Origin of the sequence: Thermosynechococcus sp. GLH187 (assembly GCF_031583395.1) — a bacterium.
Classification (GTDB): domain Bacteria; phylum Cyanobacteriota; class Cyanobacteriia; order Thermosynechococcales; family Thermosynechococcaceae; genus Thermosynechococcus.
In genome coordinates this window covers 69,993-83,887 of sequence record NZ_CP134175.1, presented here as the reverse complement: position 1 = coordinate 83,887, position 13,895 = coordinate 69,993, and the positions used below count along the sequence as shown (strand labels likewise).

Sequence of the window (13,895 nt, the reverse complement as noted above, 5' to 3'; positions counted from 1 at the left end):
CTATCAATGGTGCGTAGCGAATGGATTGCTGCCCGCAAAGGGCATGACAATGTTACCCAAATGCATTATGCCCGCCAAGGGATTATCACCGAAGAAATGCACTATGTGGCGCGGCGGGAAAACCTACCTGCGGAATTGATTCGCGATGAGGTCGCCCGTGGGCGGATGATTATTCCCGCCAATATCAATCACCCCAACCTCGAGCCGATGGCGATCGGGATTGCTGCCAAGTGCAAAGTCAATGCCAACATTGGTGCCTCTCCCAACTCCTCCAGTCTAGAGGAGGAACTCGAAAAGCTACGGCTAGCGATTAAATACGGCGCCGACACGGTGATGGATCTGTCCACGGGTGGGGGGGATTTGGATGCCATTCGCACCGCCATTATTAATGCCTCACCCGTGCCCATTGGAACGGTGCCCGTCTATCAAGCCCTTGAAAGCGTCCACGGTAGCGTTGAGCGGCTTACCCCCGATGACTTTCTGCATGTGATTGAAAAGCACGCCCAGCAGGGGGTGGACTACATGACGATCCATGCGGGGATTCTCATTGAATATCTGCCTTTGGTGAAAAACCGCATCACTGGAATTGTGTCGCGCGGCGGCGGCATTCTCGCCAAGTGGATGCTGTATCACCACAAACAAAATCCCCTCTACACCCACTTCCGCGACATTATTGAGATCTTCAAAAAATACGATGTTTCCTTCTCCCTCGGGGACTCGCTGCGGCCAGGGTGTCTCCATGATGCCTCTGATGAAGCTCAATTGGCGGAATTGAAAACCCTCGGTCAACTCACCCGCAAGGCTTGGGAACACGATGTCCAAGTGATGGTGGAAGGCCCCGGCCACGTGCCCATGGATCAAATTGAATTCAATGTGCGCAAGCAGATGGAAGAATGCTCTGAGGCTCCTTTCTATGTCCTTGGGCCCTTGGTCACGGATATTGCCCCCGGCTATGACCACATTACCAGTGCCATTGGCGCGGCGATGGCGGGTTGGTACGGCACGGCCATGCTTTGCTATGTGACCCCCAAAGAGCACCTTGGCTTACCCAATGCTGAAGATGTGCGCAATGGCTTGATTGCCTACAAAATTGCGGCTCACGCAGCGGATATTGCCCGTCATCGTCCGGGGGCGCGCGATCGCGATGATGAACTGTCGCGGGCACGGTATAACTTTGACTGGAACCGCCAATTTGAACTGGCTCTCGATCCGGATCGGGCACGGGAATACCACGACGAAACCCTACCGGCAGATATCTATAAAACGGCTGAGTTTTGCTCCATGTGCGGGCCGAAGTTCTGCCCCATGCAAACGAAGGTAGATGCCGACGCCCTTGCCGAACTGGAGAAATTCCTCGCCAAGGACAAAGATCAAGTGAGTGCCTCTGCCTAGGGCATGGCCATTGATTTCAAGGGGGGGTTGATTGCGATCGCCCTCCTTTTTGATGTCACCAATGGCTTCCATGATGCCGCCAATGCCATTGCAACGGTGGTGGCCACCCGTGCCCTTTCCCTGCGATCGGCGCTCATCCTTGCTGCTGCGGCTAATTTTGGTGGTGCCTTCTTGAGTACGCGGGTGGCGCTAACAATTGAAGCCGGCATTCTCAACAGCAGTGCCTTGGGTGCCCATTGGTTTGGCGTGATTAGTGCCGCACTCCTCGGCGCGATGGGCTGGAATTTGCTCACTTGGTATTGGGGTTTACCCAGTAGTTCTTCCCATGCCCTCATTGGTGGCTTGGTGGGGGCAGCCCTCTTTCAAGTGTCACCACAAATCATCTATTGGCAGGGGATTGTTGAGGCGGTGGTGATTCCCATGGTCGTGTCCCCCTTGGTGGCGATCGCCATCGGCCTTGGTTTGATGACCCTAGTCGAAAAGTGGTTGCAATGGCAAGGAGAACTCCCCCCAGAGCACTGGCAACGGTTGCAGATTCTCTCCGGAACATTGATGGCCGTTGCCCACGGTGCCAACGATGCCCAGAAAACAATGGGGGTGATCACCCTTGCCCTTGTGAGTTGGGGACAACTGTCACCGGAGGCGGGTGTGCCCTTCTGGGTGATGGCTGCCTGTGCCTTGGCGATCGCGATCGGTACCTATGGCGGCGGCGAACGCATTATCCGCACTACGGGGGAGAAAATTACACCCCTTGACCCTGTGAGTGGCTGCTTAGCGAATCTCAGTGCCGCCTTGACTGTGGGAGCCGCAAGTCTGGTGGGCTTTCCCGTCAGTACGACACAAGTCGTGGTGGGTGCGATTACGGGTGCTGGCTATCGCCATCAAGGGGAAGTGAACTGGCAAGTGTGGGCGCAAATTTTCATGGCATGGGTACTCACGTTTCCCGGTGCAGCCCTGCTGGCGATCGCGATCTCTTTTGGTCTATCCCAACTTTGAGTCAACCTCAGGAAACCTGTGTGGGCTGCATTTGTTGGGCATATTCACGAAAGCGTTCGAGATCTGCTTGCAATGTACTTTCAACTACGCGGCCAAGGAAAAGGCGATCCATCATTTGTCCCAAAATTCCCGGAATGGCATAGGACACCGACAGCTTCACAATGGTGCTGCCATGGCGATCGTAAAAGCGAATTGCACCCCGATTGGGCAGCCCATCCACGGACTCCCACTGAATCATTTGGTGCTTCACTTGGCGGCAAATGCGCGATCGCCAGCTAAAGTGCCAGTTGCCCGTGGTCAATGTCCAGCGCGATAGGGTAGGGTCTTCTTCAGTGATGACCACAGATTCAATCCACTTCATCCACAGGGGCATTTTCTCCAGATCCGACCACAGTGCCCAGACGCGATCGACATCGGCTGCCACTTCAATCTGAACCGTATGCTCTAACCAACTCATCCATGACCTCCTGCCAAAATCGCTTGGGCGGCTTGTCGTCCGGACATTGTCGCGCCCTCCATGCTGTCAATGTAGTCCTGCTGCGTATAGCTGCCCGCCAAGTAAAAGTTAGGAACGGGTGTTTTTTGGGGCGGACGATAGGGATCCATGCCGGGGGCTTCGCGATAGAGGGACTGCGCTAATTTGACGACACTGTACCATGTCATGTTCAGATGGCGCGACGAGGGGAAAAGTTCATGGACTTGGCGCAGCACATGTTGGGCAATTTCTTCATTGCTGGCTTTGATGAAGGGATCACCGGGAGTAAGCACCACTTGCAGTAAGGAGCCTTGACCTTCGCGATAGTAGTCCGCTGGACTAGTGAGGGCCAGATCCGCAAAGCAGGAAAAGTCAGCATCGGCAGTGTAGAGCAGGTTATCAATACCCGTTGCCGCCACCTGTTTTTGCTTACTGGGGTCTTGCAGTTCCGTAACCCAGCCATCAAATCGCAGTTGTACCGTGGCCACAGGCACGGCCTCGAGCTTAAAGATGTTGTCAAAGGTTGGGTGCGATCGCCACGCCGCCGGAATCAGGCGCTGAATCCCCGGCACATCACAGGCACACAGATAGGCATCCGCTGTAACTGTTTCTAGTTTTTCGCCTAGGGGAATCACCAACCCTTCCACCTGCCAAGTGCTCGGATCCTCGCCGCGAAAGCGAATTTCCTTCACCCGTCGCCGCAGATGAATCTTAGCCCCCCGCGCTTCAATGTAGTTCACCAAGGGTTTGAGCAGGTATTCTGCCGGTGATCCCTTGAGCATATTGAGCCGTGAGGCAGTGGTTTTGGCGGCAAACATCATAAAGATCGTCAGCATACAGCGAGCGGACATCTGCTCGGTATCAATGAAGCCAAGGGCATAGGAAATGGGATTCCAAAGGCGCTTGAGACTGTTTTCTGAACCGCCATGGCGGCGAAACCACTCCGCAAAACTGACCCGATCTAAGGCGCGAATTTGGCGCATTGCCCCTTCATAATCCACCAGACCCCGCACCACAGGACTGGTGCCAAGGGCAATGGCATTAAAGAATTTATCGGCAGCAGAGAGTTGATTGGTGGTAAAGAAGGCCTTGAGACCGTTGAAGGGGGCACCCAAGGGAAAGCGAAAATCCAGTTCTCCCACCTGACCACCGCGATTAATAAAGGTGTGGGTATGTTCCTTAGGTAGTAGGTTGGCGATCGCCCCCACCTTGGTCATCAGTTCGAAGAGATTGGCGTAGTTGTAAAAGAAGACATGCAGCCCCATCTCAATGTGGTTTCCATCGGCATCTTGCCAACTGCTGACTTTGCCCCCCACAAAGGGACGGGATTCATAGATTTCAACACTGTGACCGGCATCCACCAAATCCACTGCGGCGGCTAAGCCGGCTAATCCTGCACCAACAATGACAACCCGCATCGGTGATCCCAGAAAACTTTACAGATTTTAACATTTTCCGCCCCTCGGACGGTTTCTCGCGCGTTAAGAAACTTGGCAGAGACCCTTGCCCCCCAGAACCCTCGTCTATGATCAAGGTAAGTTGAAGTTTTTGAATCGCTCACGCTCACGGTGTGCTTATGGCTACGCGTCGTGTCCTCGCCTTTCCCCTCTGGCAGTATTTGAACCAACGGCTATTTAGTCCGGGCTTTACCCTCAATCCCAAACGGTTCTGGCGGCAGTATTACGATGCTTACCTCGAACGCTGCTGGCAAAAGGACTGTGCCTCCAAGGAAGAACCCTCCTGTTAATCGTTCCACAGGTTCGCTAAAATGAGATAGCTCACTTTCCCGATCAAGATTAGGGACTTTTGGCTGTCGTCATTTTAGTTACTTTCACCTGCTGGAAAAAAGAACACTATGGTTGCTTCGCCCCCCTCTGCTGATGCTGCCCTGAAACGCTCAAAAATTGAGGCTCTCAAGGAACAAAGCCAACATCTGCGGGAACCCCTAGCCACAGAACTGCTAGAACCAACGAATCGTTTTAGCGAAGAGGGGGTGCAGATCCTCAAGTTCCACGGCTCCTATCAGCAGGACAACCGCGATAACCGCGTCAAGGGTCAGGAGAAAGACTACCAGTTCATGCTGCGTACCCGCAGTCCAGGAGGGTATATTCCGCCGCAGCTCTATTTAACCTTGGATCGCTTGGCGGATGAGTATGGCAACCACACCCTGCGGGCAACAACGCGGCAAGGATTCCAGTTGCACGGCATTCTCAAGAAGAATCTGAAAGCAGCGATCGCAGCCATTATTCGCAGCATGGGATCCACATTGGGCGCCTGCGGTGATTTGAACCGCAATGTCATGGCGCCACCCGCCCCCTTTCGCGATCGCCCGGAATATGCCCTTGCCTATGAGTATGCCCACCGCATTGCCGATCTGCTGACCCCACAAACCGGTGCCTACTACGAGATTTGGCTCGATGGTGAAAAGGTGATCTCCGCCGAAGAGCACCCCGATGTCAAGGCGGCACGGCAGCGCAATGGCAATGGCACGATCTTTCCCAATAACGAAGAGCCGATCTACGGCGATCACTATATGCCCCGCAAATTTAAGTGCTGTGTCACGGTGCCGGGGGATAACTCCGTAGATCTCTTCTCCCAAGATTTGACACTGGTGGTGATTACAGATGCCCAAGGCCATCTTGAGGGCTTCAATATCTATGCTGGTGGTGGTTTGGGGCGCACCCACAACAAAGAAGAAACCTTTGCCCGCATGGCTGATGAAATTGGCTTTGTCCGAGCGGCAGATGTCTATGAGGCGGTGAAGGCGATCGTGGCCACCCAGCGGGACTATGGCGATCGCTATAATCGGCGCCACGCCCGTTTGAAATACCTGATCCACGATTGGGGAGTCGAAAAATTCAAGGCCAAGGTGGAAGAATACTTTGGCAAACCCCTCGAACCCTTTCGCCCGCTGCCGCCGTGGCGCTATCAGGACTTTTTGGGCTGGCACCCCCAAGGAGATGGCAAATTCTTCTATGGCCTCTCCATTGCCAATGGCCGCATCCTTGATCAGGGGAACTTCAAACTCAAGTCGGCCCTCAAGAAAATCGTCCAAGACTTTCAGCTCCCCCTGCGGGTCACGCCTCACCAAAATCTGCTCCTGTGTGATGTTTCTCCCGATCAACAGGATGCAATTCAGCACATCCTTGAGCAGCACGGGGTGCGTGATGTCAATGCCATTGATCCCCTCGAACGCTATAGCATGGCCTGCCCGGCGTTGCCTACCTGTGGCTTGGCCATTACCGAGTCGGAACGGGCAATTCCGGGGGTACTGGAGCGGATTCGTCGCCTCATGGATCGGCTGGGACTCCAAGAAGAGCACTTTGTGATTCGGATGACGGGGTGCCCCAATGGCTGTGCCCGCCCCTACTTGGCGGAATTGGGCTTTGTTGGCATTGTCCCCGGCGCCTATCAGACTTGGTTGGGGGGGAGTCCCGATCAAACCCGCTTAGCAGAGGTCTATATTGAGCGGTTACCGATTGCCGAACTGGAAACAGCCCTAGAGCCATTGCTAGTTTTTTATCGCGATCGCCGGCACAAGGGCGAATCCTTTGGGGACTTTTGCCACCGCGTCGGCTTGGCTGCCTTGCGGGAATTTGCCGCTACCTATATTCCAGCTACCGCGACAAAGCGCTACCGCGTGGATGTGCGTGCCGATCAATACCAGCAGCTTAAGGAATTAGCAGCGGCCAAGGGCATGTCTCTGGCGGCAGTGACCCGTGAAGCCATCCAGCGTTACCTTGAGCAATCTGGTCAGTAAGCTAAAACAATCAAGGATGGGAAGAGCGCTATCGGCTATAATGGGAAATTGCCAAATAGGGCGGCATAGCCAAGTGGTAAGGCAGAGGTCTGCAAAACCTTTATCCCCCGGTTCGAATCCGGGTGCCGCCTTTATACTTTCGTAGGTTATCTAGGTTGCTGCCCTAGCCAATCCAAGAGCCGATGAATCCCCCAGCAGTAGTCGGGATCGCTCCAGAGGCGTTGACACTTGCGATCGCTGGTAAAGCCCACGTGACCCCCTTGCTCTGTCATCAGCAGGGTGAGGGCAGGGTTGGCCTCGGCAATGGCTAGGAGTTCTGGCACCAGATTGGGATCAAATAGGGGATCATCGGCGGCATAGAGAATCCATAGGGGTATTGTCAGTTGCGGCAGCAGCGGCAAGGGACTGCTGGCAGCGTAATACTCGGCCACACTGCCAAAGCCAAGGCGGTCAATGACGAGGGCGGCATCAAAACCGGCAATGGTGTCAATCTGGGCAACGGTGTTGAGATCAAAGATTTGAGGATGAAGGCGATGCAGGTGGCGAGCTAAGTGTTGGAGTTGACGGCTGATGGCGCGTTCAAATTGCCGTCCCCAAAAAGTCGTGCCGAGGTGGGCAAGGGAGCGGTTGGAGTCAAGGTTGGGGCAAATCACAGCCGCCCCCCCAATCTCTTTTGTCCCTTGCTGTTGGGCATACCACGCCCCCCAAAGGGCTAACTGCCCCCCCAAGGAATAGCCAACAAACCAGTAGGGCGGCCTATAGCCCAGTTCTTGGCACTGTTGGGCGATCGCGACAAAGTCTTGGCCTTCGTAAAGCCCATCACTGGTCAACGCCGGAGAAAGTTCAGCACTGCGGCCATGGGCACGCCAGTCGAAGAGCACCACATCAAAGCGGCGGGCGATCGCCCAATGGGCAAGGGTATGCAAGTACCATTGATTCTTGAGATCACCCGTAATGCCGTAGGTGGCAATGATGGTTCCGCGTGCTTGGCCAAGCCGATACCCCTCACCGTACAGGGGCACGCCCGCCGCCCCATGGAAAACATGGCTGGTTTGCGGTTGCCAAGGGTAGAGGCACCCCCAGCGTTGGACATAGGCAGTAAAGACCGTGTGGATCACGCCAGAGTGCAGCGGCAGTGGTGGCCAATAGGAGAGGGATTGCATAGAATTTAGTCATCCATCGTAAAAGAAATAGGCAAGGTTGGGCGTTTTTGGTGATTATTGTGAGGCATGGGTGATGACACGGAGCGATGATCCGCAGAGGACAGACCCCTATACCATGGAAACCTGTCTGACAGATGTCCAAGCCAACCGCTTGCTGGATGAAGTCTTTGCCGCTGTGGAGGCCGACCTCAATGAGCCAGAATCCCTAGCAGCGGTTTTAGAACCGGAACCTTCCCTCCTCGTCCCCTTTGAAGCGACAACTCCTCCTCCGCCCCCACCACCGGCGGAACCTTCTCGCTGGCTGCACCGATCGGAACCAGAGCAGACCTTTTCTTGGGGCGATCGCTTTTTGATGGGGGTTGGCATTGCCTCCTTTGTCCTAGGAGTTGGCCTTTGGATCAGTCTGAATCGCCAACCAGTTGCAGTTGCCCCTGACGCTACGGTGACCACAACCACCAGCCCTGCGGACATTGCCTTCGCTGAGTATCTGCAAACCTCCCTTCAGCTGCTCAGCCAACGGGCCGCCCCCCCAACCCCTGCATCGCCAGCGATCGCCAGCAATTCGGTTCCCACCCCCTCAACCCCCACCCCGACGGTTGAACGCATTTACGTTCCCGTCTACCAAGCCCCCAGCGCGCCAACGGTGACCCTGCCCAATTTACCAACGGTGACAGCTCCTACGCCGGCAGCCACACCGGTACCCCCTGCCCCTACACCGGCGCCCCCCCAACATACCTTAGTTGGCATCCTCGAACTGGGCGATCGCTCAGTGGCTCTTTTTCAAAGCAATGGCCAAACACTGCGCTTGAGTGTGGGCGATACAATTGGCAACGACGGCTGGCAACTGGTACAGATTCAAAATCAGCGGGCGGTGCTACGGCGTCAAGGGGAAGTGCGCTCCCTCACTGTTGGCCAAAGTTTTTAAAAAAAGGGGCACTCATGAGCTTTTTCCGCGACTTGAATGCATTCCTAGAGCAAAAACTCGAGGACTTTATTCGTGCCAATCCGCAGCTTGAACTCAATCTACTGCTCCTTGAGCTAGAGGATCAAGAACGGGAAACCCAAGAGCGGCTACTGCGGCTGCAACAGGAAGTCAATACCTGCGAACAGCAAATTTTAGGCCTTGTTTCCGAGATTCGCCGCTGGCGCGATCGTACCCACACCGCTACGGCCGCTCAGCGTCCTGATCTGGCCGAATTGGCACGACAACGGGAGGCCGAATTGCGCCAACGGGGGGAACAATTGTGGACGCAACGCCTCGACGCCCTCAATCAAATCCCCGTTACCCAGCAGCTGCTGCAAAAGATTCGCGATCGCCGGCGAGAAATCATGAACCGTGTGCCTACCGCCAGTGCGCCCCCACCACCGCCCCCACCGCCACCACGCATGACCAGTGACCTCAATGACCCAATTGAAGCTGAGTTTCGCCGCTTGGAACTGCAAACTGCCCTTGAGGAACTGAAGCGCTCAATGGGGCTATAGCGCAACAGACGTGGGACAATCGAGAACGCGGTTTTATCCAAATATCCCATGGCGGTTATTCAGATTACATCCGACGACACTTGGCAAATTCAGGCCGATGGCCATCCCCTGCAGGGCACCCTCCAAGTACCGGGAGATAAATCCATTTCCCACCGTGCCCTGATGTTGGGAGCAATGGCAGAGGGCACTACCCATATTGAAGGCCTGCTCGTGGGTGAAGATACCTGTAGTACCGCCGCCTGTTTTCGTGCCCTTGGTGCCGAGATTTCAGATCTCAATGCCACAGCAGTCACAGTTCAAGGCTTGGGAATTGGCCATCTCCAAGAACCCGTGGATGTCCTGAATGCCGGCAACTCTGGTACAACGATGCGGTTGTTGTTGGGGGTATTGGCAGCGCAAACAGGTCGCTTTTTTACGATGACTGGGGATGCCTCATTGCGATCGCGCCCCATGGCACGGGTCGTCACACCCTTGATGCAGATGGGTGCCCAGATTTGGGGGCGTCAACACCACAGCCGTGCCCCCTTGGCCGTTTTGGGGCAGCCCTTAGAGCCAATCACCTACTACAGTCCCATTGCCTCCGCTCAGGTGAAATCAGCGCTATTGCTCGCCGCCCTCCACACCGAAGGCACCACCATTATTCGCGAACCCCACCGCTCACGGGATCACAGTGAACGTATGCTTCAGGCCTTTGGTGCCTGTTTGAGCGTGGATGAGGCCACCTGTACGGTGAGTCTTGAAGGACCTGCGGTCTTAAAGGGTCAGAAGGTGATTGTGCCCGGCGACATCAGTTCAGCCGCCTTTTGGTTGGTGGCAGCCTCCATTACCCCTGATTCAGAACTAGTACTGACCAATGTGGGAGTTAACCCCACCCGCACCGGCATTCTCGACGTGCTTTGGGCAATGGGGGCCGAGATTACCCTTGAAAATGAGCGGCTCGTCACAGGCGAACCCGTTGCAGATCTGCGGGTGCGATCGGCAGCCCTCAAGGGAACCCGTATTGGCGGTGAATTGATTCCCCGCTTGATTGATGAGATTCCGATTTTGGCTGTAGCTGCTGCCTTTGCCGAGGGGATCACCGAAATTCGGGATGCAGCAGAACTGCGGGTGAAGGAGAGCGATCGCCTCAAGGCCGTAGCCACAGAATTGCAAAAAATGGGCGCTAAGGTCACTGAACTCAGTGATGGCCTCGATATTCAGGGGGGCGTACCCTTGCAAGGCACCCATGTGGAAACCTACGGCGATCATCGCATGGCCATGAGTCTGGCGATCGCTGCCCTCAATGCCACAGGAACCAGCCACATTCACAACGCCAGTGCGGCAGCCGTCTCCTATCCTGAATTTGTAACAACTCTGCAACAAATTGCTTGACAACACAAAAATCCCAGTAATTTTTGGGACAACTTCACTCAACACCAAACGCTGTATGCTAGCATCAAATAAATTGTTTTGGTGTCACAATGCAGCTTCGCGTTGCGTTGAACTCTCTGTAGACTTGTAATATTCAGGTGTTTACTTTCCTTGATAATTGTAAGACTAAATTAGACCCAAAATGATACAGAACCAAAAAAATACGATAATATAGTTTCACTCCTGCTCTAGGGGCGCCCTTGCGCTCTATCTGGGACAGGAAAACCCCTCTCTAACTGACTTCTTTGTTTTTTCGTTCAAAAAAGGCTGTGTTTGTTCATCATGGCAACAATTCAAGATTTCATCCACGTTCAGGATCAATGGTCATTAGATGAGTTGGTGGAAATCGCCAACGAACTCTTACCCCAGCACCTCCCCCAGGAGGATTCCAAAAACCGTGTTTTGGAAGAGGTCAACCCGCGTCTGGTGCGCCATTACACCTCCTGCAAATTGATTGACCGTCCCGCTCGCATTGGCCGCGAAGGGCGCTACGGCTATCGCCACCTAGTGCAATTGCTGGTGGTGCGGCGGCTGTTGATGGAGGGCTATACCGCAGGTGCCATTTACAAGCTGGTGTATCGCATGAGCACCCCAGAACTGCGGGCACTCCTTGAGCAAGGGGTTCATCTGCAATTGAATCCACCCCCGATCAACCCAGCTTTGGCCTTTTTGCAACAGGTACAAGACCGCTCTGAGCATCGCTATGGGGAACCCATGCGCGTCAGTCCCAGTGTCAGCCGCCGCGAGGTACCGCCCCCGAGCCATTCACCGCAACCAGAATCTTGGAAGCGCATTGAGGTGGTGCCGGGCTTTGAGGTTCATATTCGCGATGACTTTAACTTTCCCCAGATCAATCGCGATCAGGAAGCCCTTGTGAAGCAACTGGTGCAATTGCTCTCTAGCTATACCCAGCGCTAACTGAGACTGAACTATCCGGTGTCGCGGTCAGCCCGCTGGCGATCGCTATAATAGCGCCATGGAAGGATGCCTCAACGATACGGATATTTACACGCTGTGCCAAACCCTTGCCCTTGGCCAGCGCACCGGGGAACTCTACCTCGAAGATGATGCCGGTCATACGTGGCTTCTCTTTTTGAGTCATGGTCACTTGGTTTATATTGCCGATCGCCACAGCCACAGTTTAGAGCGGTTGCAGGATCTGCTCTATGGGCAGGGCATTCCTTGGCCGAGTCCCGATAGCTTCATCGAAAGCAAAGCCGGTGCCAGTTGGCTGGAATACGAATGCCTGTGGTGGCTCCTCGATCACTGCAAGCTCAATCAAATCCATAGCGTGTGGCGGGCGCTGCTGCGGGAGAGTCTCTTTGACGTTGTTAGCCTCAATCGCGCTTGGTTCAAGTTTTATAGTGCGAGTCCCCTCACCCCCCAATGGCACAATCTCTCCCTGACAATGCTGCTCAATGACAGCCTGAGTCATCTGCGGGAATGGAAAAAACTGCATCCAGAGTTGCGTTCCCTTGATCAATCCCTCGAACTGACGGATATTAAACCCACAGGCAACGATCCAGCGGATCAGTGGTTTCGCCAACTGGAACCCTTCGTGCGCGAGCGGATCACCTTGCGCCGTCTGAGTCGGCAACTGGGACGAGATGGCGTGACGGTGGGCAAACTCCTGCTGCCCTATCTCCATCAAGGGTACTTACAAGTCAGTTCTTGGGGAACCAATGGCCACACCCGTACATTTCCCCCCCTCTCTTGGCGGCGATCGCCCCGGGTCGTGTGTGTGGATGATGCCGCCACTGTCCGTCAAGTGGTTGAATCCACCCTGCAAGCCGCAGGTTATGAAGCCACGGCGATCGCCCACCCCTTAACGGCCTTGAGTCTCATTTTCCAACTCAACCCCGACCTGATTTTCCTCGATATTGCCATGCCCGAATTGGATGGCTACGAATTTTGCACCCTTCTACGGCACACCCCTCGCTTCCGTTATACGCCGATTATTATGCTGACTAGCCTCGTTGGTTGGAGCGATCGCCTGCGCGCCAAAGTGGCCGGTGCCACTGATTACCTCAGCAAGCCCTTTTCAACTCAAGAATTGTTAACAATTACGCACCATTACATTGGTGCAGCGCCACCTGTGACCTCCTTAACAGACGAGTCCTTTGGCGACGTGCTAGAACCAAAATCAGGCCTTGAGACGCCCCGTTAGCAGGTTAGCTATCATCAACCTGTCAACCTCTTAGGCTTTTAGAATATAAAGCAAACCCTGAATTCTACGTGTAACCCCCTATGAGTAAAGTCTTAGTTGTCGAAGATAGTCCACCCCAGCGGGAAATGATCAGCGAATTGCTGGCGAAAACAGGCTTTGAAGTAACCGTTGCCACCGATGGTGTCGAGGCAATGGAGCAATTGCAGCAGAGCACGCCCGATGTGGTTGTCCTCGACATTGTCATGCCCCGCATGAATGGGTATGAAGTCTGTCGCCAAATTAAGTCCGACCCCCGCACCCAATCCATTCCCGTGGTGATCTGTAGCTCCAAAGGTGAGGAGTTTGATCGCTATTGGGGCATGAAACAGGGGGCTGATGCGTATATTACGAAGCCCTTTGACCCCAAAGAATTGGTTGGCACCATCAAGCAACTCTTGCGAGGCTAAAAAAATGTTTAGTAGCTCAGACTTACTCGCAACCAATGCCCCCATCGAAAGTGGCAATATCGATGACCTCAGAACCCCAGAGGGGGATTTACATATCCTCTTTACCATCCCTAGCGGTGATACCCTAGCCCTACCGGCTATTGGGGTACGCGAAGTTGTGGCCGTGACTCCCGATCGCATTACGCCAGTGCCCAATACCTCCAATCTGCTACTGGGGATTTTGAACTTGCGGGGGCAGGTGATTTGGGTCGCGGATACCGGTAAGTTTCTTGGCGATGACACCCCCTTGAATACCGATCGCTCTGAGCTATCGATTATTGCCATTGAAGATGATGAGTTAATGGTAGGGCTAGCAGTTCATCAAGTCCGAGGCATGGAGTGGCTCAACAATGACACCATTAAGCCCGCGACCCATGTCAGCGATCAGATGGCTCCCTTTGTCCGTGGCGAATGGGTTTTTGATGCCGAGCAACAGGACATTGTTAAGCTCTTGGATCCCCTCGCCATTTTACGCAGTGCTCGTTGGGGACTCTAAACTAGAAAAAGTAGAATCTCAATGACACTCGCCCGCAAGTGTCACGATGGAACCCATCAACACCAGTCA

General features: G+C 54.5%; 14 protein-coding genes and 1 tRNA gene. 12 read left to right on the top strand and 3 right to left on the bottom strand.

Annotated elements, in window-relative coordinates:
- Positions 1-9 precede the first annotated feature (9 nt).
- On the top strand, positions 10-1,392 hold the full coding sequence (gene thiC / locus RHI63_RS00405) for a phosphomethylpyrimidine synthase (protein ID WP_302679175.1): 1,383 nt from the start codon (positions 10-12) through the stop codon (positions 1,390-1,392).
- Positions 1,393-1,395: 3 nt separating this feature from the next.
- Positions 1,396-2,388, top strand: coding sequence for an inorganic phosphate transporter (locus tag RHI63_RS00400; RefSeq protein WP_302676949.1), 993 nt, complete (start codon positions 1,396-1,398; stop codon positions 2,386-2,388).
- A 7-nt stretch (positions 2,389-2,395) separates the two neighbouring features.
- On the opposite strand, the gene RHI63_RS00395 is transcribed toward RHI63_RS00400, so the two are convergent.
- Both RHI63_RS00395 and zds read right to left on the bottom strand, forming a co-directional pair.
- Positions 2,396-2,845, bottom strand: a complete 450-nt coding sequence (locus tag RHI63_RS00395) for an SRPBCC family protein (protein ID WP_206200587.1) — start codon at positions 2,843-2,845, stop codon at positions 2,396-2,398.
- The gene (gene zds, locus RHI63_RS00390) at positions 2,842-4,281 is read right to left on the bottom strand and encodes a 9,9'-di-cis-zeta-carotene desaturase (RefSeq protein WP_310821694.1); all 1,440 of its coding nucleotides are present in this window, start codon (positions 4,279-4,281) and stop codon (positions 2,842-2,844) included. The genes RHI63_RS00395 and zds overlap by 4 nt, the downstream gene beginning before the upstream one ends.
- Positions 4,282-4,439: 158 nt before the next feature.
- Here zds and RHI63_RS00385 point away from each other — a divergent pair, with 158 nt between their 5' ends.
- The 3 genes from RHI63_RS00385 (at position 4,440) to RHI63_RS00375 (ending at position 6,754) form a co-directional block, all read left to right on the top strand.
- On the top strand, positions 4,440-4,610 hold the full coding sequence (locus RHI63_RS00385; protein WP_190278128.1) for a hypothetical protein: 171 nt from the start codon (positions 4,440-4,442) through the stop codon (positions 4,608-4,610).
- A gap of 108 nt (positions 4,611-4,718) precedes the next feature.
- A complete protein-coding gene (gene sir / locus RHI63_RS00380) occupies positions 4,719-6,623 on the top strand; it encodes a sulfite reductase, ferredoxin dependent (protein ID WP_206200585.1) in 1,905 nt (634 codons plus the stop codon).
- Positions 6,624-6,682: 59 nt separating this feature from the next.
- A tRNA-Cys gene (locus tag RHI63_RS00375) sits at positions 6,683-6,754 on the top strand.
- Positions 6,755-6,769: 15 nt separating this feature from the next.
- Here the strand turns inward: RHI63_RS00375 and RHI63_RS00370 are convergent.
- The gene (locus RHI63_RS00370; protein WP_310821692.1) at positions 6,770-7,786 is read right to left on the bottom strand and encodes an alpha/beta fold hydrolase; all 1,017 of its coding nucleotides are present in this window, start codon (positions 7,784-7,786) and stop codon (positions 6,770-6,772) included.
- 73 nt (positions 7,787-7,859) lie between these two features.
- Between RHI63_RS00370 and RHI63_RS00365 the strand changes: the two genes are divergently transcribed.
- The 7 genes from RHI63_RS00365 (at position 7,860) to RHI63_RS00335 (ending at position 13,826) form a co-directional block, all read left to right on the top strand.
- Entirely contained in the window at positions 7,860-8,711 is an 852-nt protein-coding gene (locus RHI63_RS00365; protein WP_310800315.1) for a hypothetical protein, read from the top strand.
- 14 nt (positions 8,712-8,725) lie between these two features.
- Positions 8,726-9,268, top strand: coding sequence for a hypothetical protein (locus RHI63_RS00360; RefSeq protein WP_310821691.1), 543 nt, complete (start codon positions 8,726-8,728; stop codon positions 9,266-9,268).
- Between the two features lie 48 nt (positions 9,269-9,316).
- Positions 9,317-10,639: a 3-phosphoshikimate 1-carboxyvinyltransferase gene (gene aroA, locus RHI63_RS00355; RefSeq protein ID WP_206200581.1), complete on the top strand. Its 1,323-nt coding sequence runs from the start codon at positions 9,317-9,319 to the stop codon at positions 10,637-10,639.
- 321 nt (positions 10,640-10,960) lie between these two features.
- On the top strand, positions 10,961-11,596 hold the full coding sequence (locus RHI63_RS00350; protein ID WP_149817113.1) for a MerR family transcriptional regulator: 636 nt from the start codon (positions 10,961-10,963) through the stop codon (positions 11,594-11,596).
- Positions 11,597-11,654: 58 nt separating this feature from the next.
- The gene (locus RHI63_RS00345) at positions 11,655-12,845 is read left to right on the top strand and encodes a response regulator (RefSeq protein WP_206200580.1); all 1,191 of its coding nucleotides are present in this window, start codon (positions 11,655-11,657) and stop codon (positions 12,843-12,845) included.
- 80 nt (positions 12,846-12,925) lie between these two features.
- Positions 12,926-13,291, top strand: a complete 366-nt coding sequence (locus RHI63_RS00340) for a response regulator transcription factor (RefSeq protein WP_149817109.1) — start codon at positions 12,926-12,928, stop codon at positions 13,289-13,291.
- A 4-nt stretch (positions 13,292-13,295) separates the two neighbouring features.
- On the top strand, positions 13,296-13,826 hold the full coding sequence (locus RHI63_RS00335; RefSeq protein WP_149817107.1) for a chemotaxis protein CheW: 531 nt from the start codon (positions 13,296-13,298) through the stop codon (positions 13,824-13,826).
- The last annotated feature ends 69 nt before the right edge of the window (positions 13,827-13,895 follow it).